The 19,687-nt window shown below is 75.1% G+C and carries 1 protein-coding gene; it reads left to right on the top strand.

Annotation, left to right across the window (positions count from 1 at the left end; translation table 11 throughout):
- Positions 1 to 121 precede the first annotated feature (121 nt).
- Positions 122 to 19,660: a type I polyketide synthase gene (locus ACFY0X_RS09270; RefSeq protein WP_387751070.1), complete on the top strand. Its 19,539-nt coding sequence runs from the start codon at positions 122 to 124 to the stop codon at positions 19,658 to 19,660.
- Positions 19,661 to 19,687: the final 27 nt, after the last annotated feature.

The raw sequence follows: 19,687 nt of genomic DNA on the forward strand, positions 1-19,687 counted from the left end.
GCCCGCGCGGCGGGAGCAGCACCGTGAAGAAACACGTATAGCAGTGAAGGGCCGCGTCCGCCGTACGCGCATGTGGTCAGCACGTCGATGCGCAGTTCACTACGGGGGGAGCAGAGCCGGCATGGCCGACGAACAGCAGCTTCGCGATTATCTCAAGGTCGTGACCGCCAAGCTTCGCAGTACCCGGACGGAACTGCAGATGCTGAGGCACGAGCCCATCGCCGTCGTCGGCATGGGCTGCCGCTATGCCGGCGGGGTCGACAGTCCCGAGGCGCTGTGGCGGCTGGTCGCGGACGGCATTGACGCGGTCGCCGGGTTCCCGGCCGACCGCGGCTGGGACGCCGCGGCGCTGTACGACTCGCCCGACCTTCCCGGTTCCACCACCCGTGAGGGCGGATTCCTGTACGAGGCGGCCGAGTTCGACGCCGCGTTCTTCGGGATCAGCCCGCGTGAGGCGTTGGCGATGGACCCGCAGCAGCGGCTGCTGCTGGAGACCTCCTGGGAGGCGGTCGAGCGCGCCGGCATCGATCCGTCCACGCTCCACGGGTCCCGCACCGGCGTGTTCACCGGCGTCTACTCCTCCGCTGCGGCCTACGGGAGCGACGGGGCACTGGACTTCGCAGACGCCACTGGCCACCTGCTCACCGGCACCGCCAACAGCGTGCTCTCCGGCCGGATCTCCTTCACCCTCGGCCTGGTCGGACCGGCTGTGACCGTGGACACCGCCTGCTCATCCTCCCTGGTGGCGCTGCACCTGGCGGTGCAGGCACTGCGCGCCAAGGAGTGCGACCTCGCCCTGGCGGGCGGCGCCACCCTGATGTCCTCGCCGGTGCTGTTCCGGGAGTTCTCCCGCCAGCAGGGCCTGGCCGCCGACGGCCGCTGCAAGCCCTTCTCGGCGGACGCCGATGGAACGGGCTGGGGCGAGGGTGCCGGCATGGTGGTCCTGGAGCGGCTGTCGGACGCCCGGCGCAACGACCACCCCGTCCTCGCGGTGATCAGCGGCAGCGCGGTCAACCAGGACGGAGCCTCCAACGGGCTGACCGCGCCCAACGGCAGCTCCCAGCGGGTCGTCATCCGGGCGGCCCTGGACAACGCGAAGCTGACGGCGGCCGACGTGGACGCCGTGGAGGCGCACGGAACGGGCACGCGGCTGGGCGATCCGATCGAGGCGCAGGCCCTGCTGGAGACCTACGGACAGGCGGCGGGACGCACGGACGACCGGCCGCTGTGGCTGGGGTCGGTGAAGTCCAACATCGGGCACACCCAGGCCGCGGCCGGTGTCGCGGGCGTCATCAAGATGGTGATGGCGCTGCACCACGGCGTGCTGCCCCGCACCTTGTACTCCGAGCAGCCCTCGGAGTACGTCGACTGGACCGCGGGCCGGATGCGGCTGCTGCAGCAGCCGGTGGACTGGCCCCGGCGCTCGGACGACGCCCCGCGGCGCGCCGCGGTCTCGGCGTTCGGCATCAGCGGCACCAACGCGCACCTGGTGCTGGAGGACGCGCCCGCGCCGCAGGCGCCGACCACGGAGCCGGCCGGTGACGAGGACGTCGAGACGTCCGCCCCGCCCGTCCTGCCCGGTGCGAGCGCCTGGGTGCTGTCCGGGCGGACGCCGCAGGCCGTGGCCGCGCAGGCCCGCAAGCTCTCCGCCCACCTCGCTACCCGGCCCGGGGCGGCGCCCGCCGAGGTCGCCTGGTCGCTCGCCACCACCCGCACCGCCTTCGAGCACCGCGCCGTGGTGCTGGACCCCACGTCGGCCGAGGGCCTGGCCGCGCTCGCCGCTGGGAAGCCCGCGGCGGACGTCGTGACCGGACAGACCCGGGCCGAGGGCGCCGGCCGAACGGTGTTCGTCTTCCCCGGTCAGGGCAGCCAGTGGGTCGGCATGGGGCGTGAGCTGGCGGAGGTCTCGCCGGTGTTCGCCGCGCGGCTCGCTGAGTGTGCTGATGCTCTGGCACCGTACGTGGACTGGCAGTTAAGCGACGTCCTGGCCGGTCGGCACGGTTTCGAGGCAGCCGATGTGGTGCAGCCGGCGCTGTGGGCGGTGATGGTGTCGCTGGCCGCGGTGTGGGAGGCGGCCGGTGTCGCGCCGGACGCGGTGGTGGGCCACTCCCAGGGCGAGATCGCCGCCGCCGTCGTCGCCGGGATCCTGTCCCTCGACGACGCGGCCAAAGTCGTCGCGCTGCGCAGCAGGATCCTGACGGCCCTCGCCGGGCGCGGCGGGATGATGGCCGTTGACAGCGCGGCCGACACCGTCCGCAGCTGGCTGGAGCCCTTCGGGGACCGCCTGTCGGTGGCGGCCGTCAACGGTCCGTCGGCCACGGTGGTCGCCGGGGACCAGGCCGCGCTGCAGGAGCTCGCCAAGCGCCACCCCGAGGTGCGCACCCGCGTCCTGCCGGTGGACTACGCCTCGCACAGCGCGCACGTCGAGGAACTGCGCGAGGGCATCACCGCCGCCCTGGAGGAGATCGAGCCCCGCGAGGCCCGCCTCCCGATGATCTCCGCGATGAACGGGCAGTGGCTCGTCGGGCCGGAACTCGACGCCGGCTACTGGTACGCCAGCCTGCGTGAAACGGTCGAGTTCGCCCGTGCCGTCCGCACGCTCGGCGACGACGGCCACGACACCTTCGTCGAAGTGTCCCCGCACCCCGTGCTGGCCATGGCTGTCGGCGACGAACTCGCGGACCGCGACCCCGTGGTCATCGGCACGCTGCGCCGCGACGACGGCGGGGACCGGCGGCTGCTCGCCTCCCTCGGCGAGGCGTACGTCCAGGGTGCTCCGGTGGACTGGACCACCGTCCTTCCCCGCGCCGAGCGGATCGAGCTGCCCACCTACGCCTTCCAGCGCAGCCGCTACTGGCCCCGCCGGACCGAGGCCGCGCCGACGGCGGTCGCCACCGACAGCGACGACGGCTGGCGCTACCGCACGGCCTGGGAGCCGTTCGACCTCGCCGCCCCCGTTCTGACCGGCACCTGGTTGGTCGTCACCCGGCAGGACACAGACCCTGCCGACCACGTCGCGGCCCTGACCGCGCACGGCGCCGAGACCGTCGTGCTGCGCACCGAGGCGGTGTTGCGCACCGAGCTCGCCGCCGAACTCACGGCCGCGCTCGCCGCGCTCCCCGGGACACCCGCGCAGCCGACCGGCGTGCTGTCGCTGCTCGCGCTGGACCCCCGCCCGCTGGCCGGCTCACCCGCCGTCCCGCACGGCACCGCCGCCACCCTGGCCCTGGTGCAGGCCCTTGGGGACGCCGCGATCGACGCCCCGCTCTGGGCACTCACCCGCAGCGCGGTGCGGGTCACCCCCGACGACACTCCGCCCGCGCCCGTCCAGGCGCAGGTCTGGGGACTGGGCCGGGTCGCCGCGCTGGAGCACCCCGACCGCTGGGGCGGACTGGTCGACCTGCCGGCCGCCGACGCCTGGGACGAGCGGGCCGCCGCCCGGCTCGCCGCCGTGCTCGCCGACGGCGCCGAGGACCAGGTGGCACTGCGTCGCGCCGGGGCTTTCGCCCGGCGGTTGGTCCACGCCCCCCGGACGGCCGCGGCCGGATCGGGCCGTGCCTGGTCCCCGCGCGGCACCGTGCTCGTCACCGGTGCCACCGGCTCCATCGGCCCGCACCTGACCACCTGGCTGGCCGAGCGCGGCGCCCAGCGCCTCGTCCTGCCCACCCGCTCGGGACCGGTCCCGGCGCTCGCGGCCCACGCCGCCGCCCTCGCCGAGGGCGGCACCGCCGTCGACGTCGTCGCCTGCGACCTCGCCGACCTCGCCGCGCTCGCCGCCCTGCTCGACCGGATCGCCGCCACCGGCCCGCGGCTGTCCACCGTCCTGCACGCGGCCAACGCCTTCCACCTCACCCGCCTCGACGACACCGACCTCGCGGGTCTGGAGGCCTCGCTGGCCGGCAAGGCGGCCGGTGCCGATCACCTCGACGAACTGGTCACCGACGCCGACGAGTTCATCCTCTTCTCGTCGATCGCCGCCGCCTGGGGCAGCGCCGAGCACGGCGCCTACGCCGCCGCCAACGCCCACCTCGACGCGCTCGCCGAGCGGCGCGCGGCACGTGGCGCCGGCGCGCTCTCGCTCGGCTGGGGCGTGTGGGACACCCGCGACTGGTCGGCGCCGGACGCCTTCGGCCCGAACGGCCCGGCCACCATCACCGGCGACGTCCTGCGCCGGCAGGGCACCCGTTTCCTGGAGCCGGGCCGCGCGCTGGACGTGCTCGGCCGGGTCCTCGCCGACGGAACCGGCGCCACCGAGCCCTATCTCGCCCTGGCCGACATGGCCTGGGCCGACTTCGCGCCGGTCTTCACCGCGGCCCGCCGCAGCGCACTACTGGACCACATCCCCGCCGCCCGCCAGGCCTCCGATGGGGGCGCGGCCGCCACCGGGGCGTCCGCGGCTGCCGCCACAGAGGCGGACACCCCGGGGACCGACTTCACCCGCGCCCTGGGCGGCACCGCCGGCGTGCCCGAACGCGAGCGCCTGGCCACGGACCTGGTCCGCAGTCACGCCGCGGCCGTCCTCGGCCACCGTGACGCGGGCGACATAGCCGGCCACCGCGCCTTCCGCGACCTGGGCTTCGACTCGCTGACCGCCGTCGAGCTGCGCAAGCGGCTGGCCGCGGCCACCGGCCTGCGGCTGCCGTCCACGATCGTCTTCGACCACCCCACCCCGGCCTCGCTCGGCGCCCACCTCGCCGCGACGGCCCTCGGCACCGGCACCGACGCCCCCGCGCGGGCCCCGGGCACCACGGTGTCCGACGCAGACGAGCCGCTCGCCATCGTCGGCATCGGCTGCCGCTTCCCCGGCGGGGTCACCACCCCGGACCAGTACTGGAGTCTGCTCGCCTCCGGCGCCGACGTGATCGGGGGCTTGCCCACCGACCGCGGCTGGGACCCCGACCTCTACGACCCCGACCCCACCCGCCAGGGCAAGTCCGTCACCTACCGCGGCGGCTTCCTCTACGACGCCCCCGGGTTCGACGCCGCCTTCTTCGGCATCAACCCGCGCGAGGCCCTCGCCATGGACCCCCAGCAGCGACTGCTGCTGGAGACCTCCTGGGAGGCCCTGGAGCGGGCCGGCATCGCCCCCGAGTCGCTGCGTGGCACCCCCGTCGGCGTCTTCGCCGGCGCCACCCTGACCGGTTACGGCGCCGGACTGGCCGACGGGGACCCGGCGGCCGAGGGCTACCTGGTCACCGGGCACTCCAGCAGCATCATCTCCGGCCGCGTCGCCTACGTCCTCGGCCTGGAGGGCCCCGCCCTCACCATCGACACCGCCTGCTCCTCCGGCCTGGTCGCCCTGCACCTGGCGGGTCAGGCACTGCGCGCCGGCGAGTGCGAACTCGCCCTGGTCGGCGGCGTGATGGTGATGTCCACCCCCAGCCAACTGGTCGGCTTCTCCCGGCAGCGCGGCCTGGCGGCCGACGGCCGGTGCAAGCCCTTCGCGGCCGCCGCCGACGGCATGGGCCTGTCCGAGGGCGCCGCGACCATCGCTGTCGAACGGCTCTCCGACGCCCGGCGCCTCGGCCACCCCGTCCTGGCGGTCGTGCGGGGCACCGCCGTCAACCAGGACGGCGCCTCCAACGGCCTGACCGCGCCCAGCGGGCTCTCCCAGCAGCGGGTGATCCGGGCAGCCCTGGAGGCCTCGGGCCTGATGCCGGGCCAGGTCGACGCGGTGGAGGCGCACGGCACCGGAACCCCCCTCGGCGATCCCGTCGAGGCCCACGCCCTGCTGGCCACCTACGGCCAGGACCGGCCGGCGGACCGTCCGCTGTGGCTCGGCTCCGCCAAGTCCAACATCGGCCACACCCAGACCGCCGCCGGCCTCGCCGGGCTCATCAAGATGGTGCTCGGGATGCGGCACGGGACGCTGCCGCGCACCCTGCACGCCGACGAGCCCTCCCGGGAGATCGACTGGGAGTCCGGTGCGGTCCGGCTGCTGACCGAGCAGCGGCCCTGGACGACCCCGCACGACGCGCCGCGGCGCGCCGGCGTCTCCGCCTTCGGAATGAGCGGCACCAACGTGCACGTCCTCATCGAGCAGGCCCCCGAGCAACTCCCCGCCGCCGTGGACGCGGCGCGGGACGAACCGGCGGCGCCCGCCGGAGCGGCGCTGCTCACCGCCGGCACAGGCGTCACCGCCTGGCCGGTCACCGCTCGCGGCCGGGACGCCCTGGCCGCCCAGGCCGGGCGCCTGCACGCGTACGCCCTCGCTGCCGACACGCCGCCGCTCGGCGACGTGGCCTGGTCACTCGCCACCACCCGTAGCCCCTTCGAGCACCGCGCCGTGGTCGTCGGCTCCGACCGCGCCGCACTCACCGGGGGCCTGGCCGTCGTGATGGCCGGCGAGGCCGCCGACCACGTCCTCGTCGGTGAGAGTGCCGCCCGCGAGGGCCGGACGGTGTTCGTCTTCCCCGGCCAGGGTAGCCAGTGGGAGGGGATGGGCCGGCGGCTGTCGGCCCAGTCGCCGGTGTTCGCGGCCCGCTTCGCCGAGTGCGCGCAGGCCCTGCGCCCTTACGTCGACTGGGACCCGCACGCCGTGCTCGCCGGCGCGCCGGGCGCCCCCGCGCCCGACGGGGCCGCCGTGATGCAGCCGCTGCTGTGGGCCGTGATGGTCTCGCTGGCCGCGGTGTGGGAGGCGGCTGGTGTCACGCCGGACGCGGTGGTGGGCCACTCCCAGGGCGAGATCGCGGCGGCCACCGTCGCCGGCGCGCTGACCCTGGACGACGCCGCCCGTGTCGTCGCCGTCCGCGCCGCCGCGCTGACCGGTCTGCGCGTCCAGGGCGGCATGCTCTCGGTGGTGCTGCCCGTCGAGCTGGTGCGCGAACTCCTGGAACCCTTCGGCGACCGGCTCGCCGTGGCAGCCGTCAACGCCCCCGCCGCGACCGTCGTCTCCGGCGAGCCGGACGCGCTCGTCGAGTTCGAACGGGTGTTGCGCAAGCGCAAGGCGATGCGCTGGCGGGTGCCGGTCACGGACTTCGTGGCGCACTCGCGGCTGTGCGAGCCGCTGGAGGACGCGCTGCCGCAGTTGCTGGCCGGCATCCGGCCGCGCCCCGCCGGCGTCCCGCTGTTCTCCACCGTCCACGGACGCGTGGTGGACGGCGAGGAGCTGGGACCGCAGTACTGGTACGCCAACGTCCGGAACACCGTCCGCTTCGGCGAGGCAGTCGAAGCCCTCGCGGCCACCGGCCACCGGACCTTCGTCGAGGTCTCCGCGCATCCGGTGCTGCTGCCCGCCGTCCAGGAGGTGCTGGCCGGGCGCGGCGACCTGCCCGACCCGCTGGTGATCGATACGGTGCGCCGTGACGACGACGGCGCCGAGCGGCTGCTGCGCTCCCTCGGCACCGCGTACGTCCACGGTCTGCCGGTCGACTGGACCGCCGTGCTGCCCACCTCCGCGGCCCCGCGGTGCGTCGAACTGCCCACGTACGCCTTCCAGCACCGCCGCTTCTGGCCGGACGTCCGCCCGGCGGCGGCCGCGGCCACAGCCCAGGGCCCCGCCGCCGACCCCACCGACGACTGGCGGTTCGTCGCCGAGTGGGTCCACGCCCCCGAGCCCGCCCCCGCCCTGCTCACCGGCACCTGGCTGGTGTTCACGCCTGCCGGACACTCCGTACACCCGAGCGCCGCGTCCCTCGCCGACCGCGGCGCCCGGACCGTCACCGTCGAGCTGGATACCGCCGACGCCGACCGCGGCGACTACGCGCGGCGGATCACCGCCGCGCTGGACGGCGCCCGGCCCGCCGGCGTGCTCTCCCTGCTGGCTCTCGACACCGGCTCGCTCGCTGCCCACCCCACCGTGGCCCGCGGCCTCGCCGCCACCCTGGCCCTGGTCCAGGCCCTCGGTGACGCCACCGTCGGTGCCCCGCTGTGGGTCCTGACCGCCGGCGCCGTCACCACCGATCCCGGCACCGGCGCCGCCGACCCCCGGCAGGCGCCCGTCTGGGCCCTCGGGCGGACCGTTGCCGCCGAACACCCCGACCGCTGGGGCGGGCTGGTCGACCTGCCCGGGACATGGGACGAGCGGGCTGCCGCCCGCCTGGCCGCCGTCCTCGCCGCCCGCGACGAGAACGAGGTCGCGTTGCGCACCGACGGCCTGCGCCCGCGCCGCCTCGCCCACGCCCCCAAGCCGCCCCGCCCCGCCGACCGGCGGCCGCTCGTCCCCCGCGGCACCGTCCTCGTCACCGGCGGCACCGGCCACATCGGTGGCCACGTCGCCCGCTGGCTCGCCCACGAGCGCGGCGCCCGCCGCCTCGTCCTGACCAGCCGCTCCGGCCCCGCCGCCGCCGGCACCGCGACCCTCGCCGCCGAACTCGCCGCCGCCGGCGCCGCCGTGGACGTCCTTGCCTGCGACACCGCCGAGCGCCCCGCGCTCGCCGCAGTGCTCGACCGGATCGCCGCCACCGGGCCGGAGCTGTCCGTCGTGCTGCACGCCGCCGGTGCCCTGGACGACGGCGTCCTGGACCGGCTGGACGCCGCCCGCCTGGCCCACACCTTCGACGGCAAGGCCGGCGGAGCCGCCCACCTGGACGAGTTGACCGCCCACCTGGAACTCGACGCCTTCGTCCTCTGCTCCTCCATCTCCGCCACCTTCGGCAACGGCGGCCAGGGCAACTACGCCGCGGCCAACGCCTACCTGGACGCCCTCGCCGAGCAGCGCCGCTCCCGCGGCCTGCCCGCCACCTCGCTGGCCTGGGGTCCGTGGGCGGGCGGCGGTGTCGGCGAGGCCAGCGAAGGCGCCCGCCGACGGCTCGCCCGCAACAAGTGGGAAGTCCTGATGGAGCCCGAGGACGCCGTCCGCGCTCTCGCCGCCGCCGTCGAGGACCAGGATCCGCGACTGGCCGTGCTGTCGCTGATGGCCGTCGACTTCGCCGCGATGGCCACCGCCCGCGGCCCCGAACAGCTGCGCCGCGCCCCGCTGATGCGCGACATGCCCGAGATCCGGGCCGCCGACGCGGCCGGGTCCGCCGGGTCCGCCGACGCGGCGCCGCTCGCCGCCGACTCGGAGCACCTGCTGGCCACCCGGCTGGCCGCGTCGACCTCCGCCGAAGCGCAGGACCGGCTGCTCTGCGACCTGATCCGGGAGGAGGCGGCCACCGTGATGGGGTACGCCTCTGCCGCGGACATCGAGCCCGGCCGCGCCTTCAGCGAACTCGGCCTGGACTCCCTCACTTCGGTCGAACTGCGCAACCGGCTCAGCACCGCCGCCGGCCTGCCGCTGCCCGCCACCCTGCTGTACGACCACCCGGACCCGCAGGTGCTCGCCGCGCACCTGCGTGCCCGACTGGTCGACGGCGGAGCGGTCGCCGCCGCCCCGGCCGCTCCACGCGCCGCCGCACCGGACCTCGCCGACCCGGTCGCGATCGTCGCCATGGGCTGCCGCCTGCCCGGCGGCATCCACACCCCCGAGCAGCTGTGGCAGCTGCTCGACTCCGGCCGGGACGCCATCACCGGCCTGCCCACCGACCGCGGCTGGGACCTGGCCGCCCTCTACGACCCCGCAGCCGACCGGCCCGGCACCCTCTACGCCCGCGAAGGCGGCTTCCTGCACGAGGCCGCCGAGTTCGACGCCGGGTTCTTCGGTATCAGCCCGCGCGAAGCGGTCACCATGGACCCGCAGCAGCGGCTGCTGCTGGAGGTCGTGTGGGAGACCCTGGAACGCGGCGGCATCGACCCCACCGGCCTGCGCGGCAGCCGTACCGGGGTGTTCGTCGGCGGCTTCGGCTCCGGCTACGACCACCTCATCGCGGGTGCCGCCGACCAGGCCGGCCACCGCCAGGAGGGCCAGGCCATGATCGGCGTCGCCACCAGCGTGCTGTCCGGCCGGGTCTCCTATCTCCTCGGCCTGGAGGGCCCCGCCTTCACCGTCGACACGGCCTGCTCCTCGTCCCTGGTCGCCCTGCACTCCGCCGCCCAGGCACTGCGGGCCGGCGAGTGCGACCTCGCCCTGGTCGGCGGCGTCACCGTGATGCCCACCCCGCGCGACCTGGTCGGCTTCTCCCAGCAGCGCGGCCTGGCGGCCGACGGCCGGTGCAAGGCCTTCGGGACCGGCGCCGACGGCATGGGCATGGCCGAAGGCGTCGGCGTCCTCGCGGTCGAACGGCTCTCCGACGCCCACCGCAACGGCCACCGGGTGCTGGCCCTGGTCCGCGGCAGCGCCGTCAACCAGGACGGCGCGTCCAACGGGCTCACCGCCCCCAGCGGCCCCTCCCAGCAGCGGGTGATCCGCGCCGCGCTGGCCAGCGCCGGACTCGCCCCCGCCGACGTGGACGCCGTCGAGGCGCACGGCACCGGCACCGAACTGGGCGACCCGATCGAGGCCCAGGCCCTGCTCGCGACCTACGGCCAGGACCGGCCCGCGGACCGGCCGCTGTGGCTGGGCTCGGTCAAGTCCAACATCGGCCACACCCAGGCCGCCGCCGGCATCGCCGGGATCATGAAGGTCGTCCTGGCCCTGCGGCACGGGCAGCTGCCGCGCACGCTGCACGCCGACACCCCGTCCTCCCACGTCGACTGGTCGGCCGGCCACGTCGCTCTGCTGCATCGGTCCGTCGACTGGGCGCCGGACGGCGAGCGGCCCCGCCGAGCGGGCGTCTCCAGCTTCGGCGTCAGCGGCACCAACGCCCACGTCATCATCGAGGAACCGCCCGCCCGCCCCGAACCCGGGACGGCGGAGGCCGGCCCCGCGCCGGTGCTGTCCGGCGGACCGGTCGCCTGGCCGGTCGGCGCCCGCGATCCGCGTGCCCTCGCCGCCCAGGCGGGCCGACTGCGCGAGTTCGCGCTGGCCCGCCCCGAGCTGCCGGTCGGCGACACGGCCTGGTCCCTCGCCACCACACGCCCGGCGCTGGAGCACCGCGCCGTGGTCGTGGGCGCGGACCACGCCGAACTGCTGCCCGCCCTCGCGGCGGTGGCCACCGGACAGTCCGCGGCCGATGCGGTCACCGGCTCCGTCGCGCCCGGCGGCGCCGGCCGCACCGTGTTCGTCTTCCCCGGCCACGGCAGCCAGTGGATCGGCATGGGCCGTGAACTCGCCGAGGACTCACCGGTCTTCCGCGAGCGGCTCGCCGAGTGCGCGCGCGCCCTCGCGCCGTACGTCGACTGGGACCTCGCGGACGTCCTGGCCGGCCGGCACGACTTCCTCGCCGCCGACGTGCTCCAGCCCGCTGTGTGGGCGGTCTCGGTGTCGCTGGCCGCGGTCTGGCAGGCCGCGGGCGTCGTCCCGGACGCCGTCGTCGGCCACTCGCTGGGCGAGATCGCCGCAGCGACCGTCGCCGGCGCCCTCACCCTCGCCGACGGCGCGAAGGTCGCCGCCCTGCGCAGCCGAGCCTTGCGGACCCTGGACGGACGCGGCGGCATGCTGTCCGTCGCCGAACCGGCCGACACGGTGCGCGAACGGCTCACCGGCTTCGAGAGCAGGCTCTCGCTCGCCACCGTCAACAGCCCCCGGTCCTGCGTGGTCTCCGGCGACCCCGACGCGCTCGACGCGTTCGCGGCCGCCTGCCCGCCCACCTGCCGCACCACCCGGGTCCCGATCGCCTACGCCTCGCACAGCCCCCAGGTCGAGGAACTGCGGGAGGAGATCCTCGCCGCGCTCGCGGACATCGAGCCCCGCGCGGCCGTCGTCCCGCTGGTCTCCGCGTACACCGGGCAGTGGCAGGACGGTCGGGAACTCGACGCCCACTACTGGTACGCGAGCCTGCGCGGCACCGTCGAGTTCGAACAGGCCGTACGAACCCTCGGCGACAGCGGGCACTGGATGTTCGTCGAGGTGTCCGGGCACCCCGCGCTGACCGGCGCCGTCCGGGACACCCTCGGCGAGGCGGCGGTCGTCACCGGCACGCTGCGGCGCCTGGACGGCGGCGCCCGACGCCTGCTCACCTCGCTCGCCACCGCGTACGTGGCCGGCGCACCCGTCGACTGGGCGGCCGTGCACGGCCCCGGCCACCTCGTCGAACTGCCCACCTACGCCTTCCAGCGCAGCCGCTACTGGCCCGAACCGGCCCGGCCCGCCGCCCCCGCGCCCGACGACGCGCTGACCGGCCTGCGCTACCGGATCACCTGGACCCGGGTCGCCGAGCGCCCCGCAGCGCCGGAACTGACCGGCACCTGGCTGCTGGTCGGCGCGGATGCCGACCCGGAGACCGCCCGGAACGTCGCCCGGGCCCTGGCCGAGCACGGCGCCGCCGACGTCCGCACCCTGCCGGACGCCGACCGCGCCGCCCTCGCCGCTCACCCGGCCCCCGCCGGCGTGGTCTCCCTGCTCGCCCTGGACGAGTCCCCGGACCAGGGGCACCCGACCATGACCCGGGGCGTGGCCGCCACCCTCGACCTCATCCAGCACCTCGGCGCCGGCGCTCCCGGCACCCCGCTGTGGGTGCTCACCTCCGGCGCCGTGGCCACCGGCCCCGGCGAGAGCGGCAGCCCCCTCCAGGCCCAGGTCTGGGGACTGGGCCGGGTCACCGGCCTCGAACACCCCGGGCACTGGGGCGGACTGGTCGACCTGCCGCCCGCCGACGCCTGGGACGACCGCACCGGCACCCGGCTCGCCGCCCTGCTGTCAGGCGCCGTCGCCGAGGACCAGACGGCCCTGCGCCCGCAGGGCATCCTGGCCCGCCGCCTGGTGCGAGCGGCCGCGGCCGCCGCCACCCCCAGGCCCGGGCGCGGCACCGTCCTGGTCACCGGCGGCACCAGCGCCATCGGCGCCGAGGTCGGCCGCTGGCTCGCCGGGCGCGGCGCCGAACGCGTCGTCCTCGCCGCCGGCGAGCCGCTGACCGCCGACGTCGCCCGGCTCGCCGCCGACGTCGCCGCCTCGGGCGCCGCCCTGTCCATCGCCGCCTGCGACACCACCCGGCGCGCCGAACTCGGCGGCCTGCTGCGGCAGATCACCGCCGACGGCGGCCCCGCCCTGCGCGGCGTCGTGCACGCCGTCGGCGCCGGACAGGCCACCGCCGTCGCCGACACCACCGCGGAGGAACTCGCCGCCGTCGCCGGCGCCCGGTCGGCCGGCGCCCGCTGGCTCGACGAACTGACCGCCGACCTCGACCTGGACGACTTCGTCCTGTTCTCCTCCGTCGCCGCGACCTGGGGCAGCGCCCTGGTACCCGGCTACGCCATGGGCAGCGCCTTCGTCGACGCCCTCGCCGAGCAGCGCCGCGCCCGCGGACAGGTCGCCACCTCGGTCGCCTGGGGCCCCTGGGCCGACGGCGGCGCCACCGCGCAGTCCTCCGTCCGGCACGGCCTGGGCGTCCTGGACCCGGGCACCGCCGTCCGGGCGCTCGGCCAGGCGATGGACGGGCGCGACGCGCTCGTCACCATCGCCGACGTGGACTGGCGGACCTTCGCGCCCGCCTTCACCCTGCACCGCCCGAGCCCGCTGCTCGCCGACCACCCGCTGGTTCAGCGCGGGCTGGCGGAGACCGTCGAGCTGGTGCAGGCGTTGGGTCGGGCCGGGGCCACCGCTCCGCTGTGGGTGCTGACCCGGGGCGCGGTGGCCGTCGGCCCGGACGAGGTGACGACGAGCCCGGTGCAGACCCAGGTCTGGGGTCTCGGCCGTACGGTCGGCCTGGAGCATGCGGACCGCTGGGGCGGTCTGGTCGACCTGCCGCCGGTCGTGGACGCCGATGCCGCGGTCCGTCTGGTCGGTGTGTTCGCAGACGGCCGGGAGGACCAGGTCGTGGTGCGGCCATCCGGGGTGTTCCTGCGCAGGCTGGTACGGGCGGAGGCCCGTCGCGTCGAGTCGGAGGACTGGTCGCCGCGCGGCACCGTCCTGCTGACCGGCGGCTCGGGTGCCATCGGTGTGGTCCTCGGTCCGTGGCTGGCCGAGCACGGTGCGCCGAGGGTCGTTCTGACCTCCCGCTCCGGCCCGTCGGCGCCCGGGGCGGCGGCGCTCGCGGCCACGCTGGCGCAGGCTGGTTCGGCCGTCGAGGTCGTGTCGTGCGACCTGACGGTGCGTGAGCAGGTCATGGCGATGGTGTCGTGGATCGAGGACTCCGGTCCCGGCCTGTCCACCGTCCTGCACTCGGCGAACACCCCGTTCCTCGCACGGCTGGAGGACACCGATCGCGACGGGCTCGCCCTGGCGGTCGGTGCGAAGGCGGCCGGCGCTGTCCACCTGGACGAGGCGACGGCAGACCTGGGCATCGACGAGTTCGTGATGTTCTCCTCGATCTCCGCCACCTGGGGCAGCAACGACCACGGCGCGTACGCGGCGGGCAACTCCTTCCTGGACGGGCTCGCCGAGGACCGTCGCGCCCGTGGCCTGCCCGGGACGTCGATCGCGTGGGGTGTGTGGAACACCCGCGACTGGGACGCCGTCGACGCGGTGATGGACCAGGCGCCCGGCCGGGTGACCCCGCACCGGTTGTTGCGGCAGGGCATGAACTTCCTGGACACGCAGCGGGCGCTGACCGCGCTCGCCGAGGTCCTCGCGGACGACGAGACGTTCATCGCGGTCGCGGATGTGGAGTGGGAGAAGTTCGCGCCGGTGTTCACGGCCGCGCGCCCGCGTCCGCTGCTGGACACCATCCCCGAGGCGCAGGAGGACACCGCCCCTCGTACGGTCGACGAGCAGCGCAGCGAGTTCGCCGCCCGCCTGGCGGGCCTGCCGGTGGCCGAGCGGCGCCGGAGCGTCGTGGAGCTGGTCCGGGCCCAGGCGGCCGCGGTGCTGGGCCACGACTCGGCGGACGAGATCATGGCGAGCCGGGCGTTCCGCGAGCTGGGCTTCGACTCGCTGACCGCCGTGGACCTGCGCAACCGCTTGAATGCGGCCGTGGGCGTCCGGCTGCCGTCCACGGTGATCTTCGACCACCCGAGCGCCTCGGCGCTGGCGGATGAGATCCTGGCCGCGCTGTTCGGGTCGGACTCGGACGAGGACCAGACGGTGACGGCGGCGGCGGTGTCGACCGATCCGATCGCGATCGTCGGCATGGCCTGCCGCTACCCCGGTGGCGTCCGGACTCCGGAGGAGCTGTGGGAGCTCCTGGAGGCGGGCGGCGACGCGATCGGCGCGTTCCCGGCGGACCGCGGCTGGGACGTCGACGCGCTCTTCGACCCCGACCCGGACGCCGAGGGCTCGACGTACGTCGTCGAAGGCGGATTCCTCAGCGGGGCTGCGGAGTTCGATGCCGGGTTCTTCGGGATCAGCCCGCGTGAGGCGCTGGCGATGGACCCGCAGCAGCGGCTGCTGCTGGAGACGTCCTGGGAGGCCGTCGAGCGGGCCGGCATCGACCCGAAGTCGCTGCACGGCTCGGCGACCGGCGTCTTCGTCGGCGCGGCTTCCTCCGGCTACATCGGCGCCGCGAGCGGCGAGGCGGGAGCCCAGGCGCACCTGATCACCGGGAACGCGCTGAGCGTGCTGTCCGGCCGGATCTCGTACTCCCTGGGCCTGGTGGGCCCGGCGGTGACGGTGGACACGGCGTGCTCGTCGTCCCTGGTCGCGCTGCACCAGGCGGTGCAGGCGCTGCGATCGGGCGAGTGCGACGTCGCTCTCGCCGGCGGTGTGACGGTGATGGCCGACCCGGGCGAGTTCGTCGGCTTCTCGCGCCTGCGGGCGCTCGCCTCCGACGGCCGCTGCAAGGCCTTCGGCGAGGGCGCCGACGGTATGGGCATCGGCGAGGGCGCGGGCATGCTCGTGCTGGAGCGCCTCTCCGAGGCGCAGCGCAAGGGCCGTCGGATCCTGGGCCTGGTGCGCGGCTGCGCGATCAACCAGGACGGTGCGTCGAACGGTCTCACGGCGCCGAACGGTCCGGCTCAACGGCGGGTGATCCGTGCGGCGTTGGCCAACGCCCGGATCTCGGCGGCGGATGTGGACGTGGTCGAGGCGCACGGGACGGGTACGGAGTTGGGTGACCCGATCGAGGCGGGTGCGCTGTTGGCGACGTACGGCCAGGAGCGGTTCGAGGACCGGCCGTTGTGGCTGGGGTCGGTGAAGTCGAACATCGGGCACGCGCAGCAGGCCGCGGGTGTGGCGGGTGTGATCAAGATGGTGATGGCACTGCGGGCCGGTGTGCTGCCGAAGACCCTGCACGCGGACGAGCCGTCCTCGCACGTGGACTGGGAGGCGGGCAACGTCCGTCTGCTGCAGGAGGCGGTGCAGTGGCCGGCGGGTGAGCGGCCGCGCCGGGCGGGCGTGTCGGCGTTCGGGATCAGCGGCACCAACGCGCACGTGATCATCGAAGAGGCCCCGGCCGCTCTCGACGCGAGTGACCCGGCTCCCGCCCCGGCTGTGGAGAGCGGGCCCCAGGCGTGGGTGGTGTCCGGTCGTAGCGCGGTGGCGCTGGCGGGTCAGGCCGGTCGGCTGCGTGAACATGTGCTGGCGCGGCCGGAGTTGTCGGTCGGCGATGTGGCGTGGTCGCTGGCGACGACGCGTGCGGCGCTGGAGCACCGGGCCGTCGTGCTGGGCGGCGAGCGGAGCGAGTTCGCGGAGCGTCTGGCGGCGGTGGCGATGGGTCAGCCGGCGGCGGGTGTGGTGACGGGGTCGGTGGCTCCTGGTGGTGTGGGGCGGACGGTGTTCGTCTTCCCCGGTCAGGGGAGTCAGTGGGTCGGGATGGGTCGCGAGTTGGCCGCGTCGTCGCCGGTGTTCGCGGCGAGGTTGGCGGAGTGTGCTGCGGCTCTGGCGCCTTATGTGGATTGGCAGTTGGACGATGTGCTGGCTGGGCGCCATGGTTTTGAGGCCGCCGATGTGGTGCAGCCGGCGCTGTGGGCGGTGATGGTGTCGCTGGCCGCGGTGTGGGAGGCGGCCGGTGTCGCTCCCGATGCGGTGGTCGGCCACTCACAGGGTGAGATCGCCGCCGCGGCGGTGGCCGGGATTCTGTCCCTGGACGATGCCGCGAAGGTGGTGGCTCTGCGGAGCAGGACCCTTAAGGTGCTGGCCGGTCGTGGTGGGATGTTGTCGGTCGCGGAGCCGGTGGACGGTGTCCGCGCCCGGATCGCTTCGTACGGTTCCCGGCTGTCGGTTGCGGCGGTGAACGGTCCGTCGGCGACGGTCGTGTCCGGTGACGCGGATGCGCTGCGCGAGCTCGCCGAGTCGTGTGGGGATTCGCCGCGTGCTCGGATGATTCCGGTGGACTACGCGTCGCACAGCGCGCACGTGGATGAGCTGCGTGAGGGGATCCTGTCCGTTCTTGACGGGATCCGGCCTCGTGAGGCGCAGGTCCCGATGGTGTCCGCGTTGACCGGCGCGTGGCTGTCCGGCCCCGAGCTGGACCCGGCGTACTGGTACGCGTCGCTTCGGGAGACGGTGGAGTTCGACCGCGCCGTGCGGATCCTCGCCGATGCGGGGCACGGTGTGTTCCTGGAGGTGTCGCCGCATCCGGTGCTGACCCCGGCGATCGGTGACAGCCTGGAGGAGCGCTCTCCGGTCGTCGTGGGCACGCTGCGACGTGACGAGGGTGGCGCGCAGCGTCTGCTGACGTCGTTCGCCGAGGCCTATGTGCGGGGACTTCCCGTCGACTGGGCTGGGCTCGTGGGCGGTGGTTCGACGGTGGACCTGCCGACGTATGCGTTCGAGCACCGTCACTACTGGCCGGAGGCGGTGGCCGAGGTTGCCGAGGGTTCCGTCGTCGATGCCGAGTTCTGGGCGGCGGTCGAGGGCGGGGACGCCGACGGCCTGGCGGCGGTGTTGAACATCGATGGTGACCGGTTGGGCGAGGTGCTGCCGGCGCTGGCCGACTGGCGGCGCCGTGAGCGGGCTGGGTCGGCGGTCGAGGGCTGGCGGTACCGGGTGTCGTGGGTGCCGGTGAGCGAGTCCGGCGGGGTCCTGGCCGGAACGTGGCTGCTGGTCGGGGACGGCGCCGATGCGGGCGTCGTGGCGAAGGCGTTGGCGGATCACGGTGCCGATGTCGTCACTGCGGATCGTCCTGACCGGATCGGTCAGACTGTGGCCGCGTGCTCCGATCTGCGGGGTGTGGTGTCGCTGCTGGCGTTGGATGAGTCGCCGGTGGGGGCGTTCCCGTGGGTGTCGCGTGGTGGTGCTGACACGCTCGCGCTGGTTCGGGAGCTTGGCCGGCTTGGTGTGTCCGCTCCGCTGTGGGTGGTCACGCGGGGTGCGGTGGGTGCGGTCGCGGGTGATGTGGTGCGGCCGGTGCAGGCGCAGGTGTGGGGTCTGGGTGCCGTGGCGGCGTTGGAGTTGGCGGGTCGCTGGGGCGGGTTGGTCGATCTTCCTGCTGTGGTGGACGCCCGCGTCGGTGCGCGGTTGGTGTCTGTGCTGGTCGGCGATGAGGATCAGGTGGCGGTGCGTGCGGGCGGGGTGGTGGCGCGGCGGTTGGTGCGTGCTGGCCGTCCGGTCGTGCGTGAGGTGTGGTCGCCGCGTGGTTCGGTGCTGGTGACGGGCGGTACGAGTGGTGTGGGTACGATCACCGCCCAGTGGGTGGCGGATCGTGGTGCGTCGCGGGTGGTGCTGACGTCCCGTTCGGGTCCGGGTGCCGCCGGTGTGGCGGAGTTGGCGGCGTCGATCGCGGCTCGTGGTTCGGCGGTGCAGGTGGTGGCGTGCGACGTCGCCGACCGGGCCTCCGTGGCAGGCCTGCTCGACTCGATCGACGCTACGGGCCCGGCGTTGTCGTCGGTGGTCCACTCGGCCGGAACGGGCGGCAGGACACCGGTGGAGCAGCTGTCGGTGGCCGAGCTGTCGCGGTTGCTGTCGGCGAAGGTCGGTGGCGCGATGGTGTTGGACGAGTTGACGGCGGGTCGGGATCTGGACGCGTTCGTGTTGTTCTCGTCGGGTGCGGGTGTGTGGGGCAGTGGTGGCCTGGGTGGTTACGCGGCGGCGAACGCGCATCTGGACGCGTTGGTGGCGGACCGTCGTTCCCGGGGTCTGGTGGCCTCGTCGGTCGCGTGGGGTCTGTGGTCCGGTGTCGGTATGGCCGCGAGCTCGGGTGGTGAGCGGTTGCGTGAGTTCGGGATGGAGGGTATCGACGGGCGTCGGGGCATGCTGGCGTTGGGTCAGGTCCTGGACGCGGGTGAGGGTGCGATGGTGGTGGCCGGTTTCGACTGGTCGCAGTTCGTGCCGACGTACACCCTGCACCGGGCGAGCCGTCTGCTGGCGGACCTTCCCGAGGTGCGTGCCGTCCTGGCCGCCGAGGCCGCCGTCGAGTCCGCGACCGAGGAAGTCGGCGAGTGGGCGGGCCGGTTGGCCGGCATGCCGGTCGCTGAGCAGCGTCAGGTCCTGACCGACCTGGTGCGGGGTCACGCGGCCGCGGTCCTCGGCCACGAGTCGGCGGACGACGTGCTGCCGCAACGCGCGTTCAAGGAGCTGGGCTTCGACTCGGTCGGAGCGGTCGAGCTGCGGAACCGCCTCTCCAAGGTGCTCGGTGTCAAGCTGGCCTCCACGATGGTCTTCGACCACCCGAACGCCACCGCCCTCGCGGACTACGTACGAGGTGAGCTGGTCGGCACCGGCGGAGCGGACGACGGCGATCCGGTGCTGGAGACCCTGGAGCGGCTGGCTGCCGAACTGGACTCCGTCGACGGGGGAGCCGACGCGCGCCAGGACATCACCGAGCGCATGCAGACCCTGCTGTCCCGGTGGATGCGGCGCGGCGCCCCCGGGACCGGCGCGGAGGATGGCGGCGCCGCCGTCACCCGGCAGACCGTGGCCGGACAGCTCAACGAAGCCTCGGCCGACGAGGTTCTGGACTTCATCAACAAGGAACTGGGGGCGTCGTGATGATCTCCGGTGCTCAGATCAAGACGA

The organism is Kitasatospora sp. NPDC001547, from assembly GCF_042894165.1.
Lineage (GTDB): Bacteria > Actinomycetota > Actinomycetes > Streptomycetales > Streptomycetaceae > Kitasatospora.

Excerpts from the sequence above, each read along its gene's own strand:
- ACFY0X_RS09270 (WP_387751070.1), top strand. The coding sequence starts at position 122 with ATGGCCGACGAACAGCAGCTTCGCGATTATCTCAAGGTCGTGACCGCC.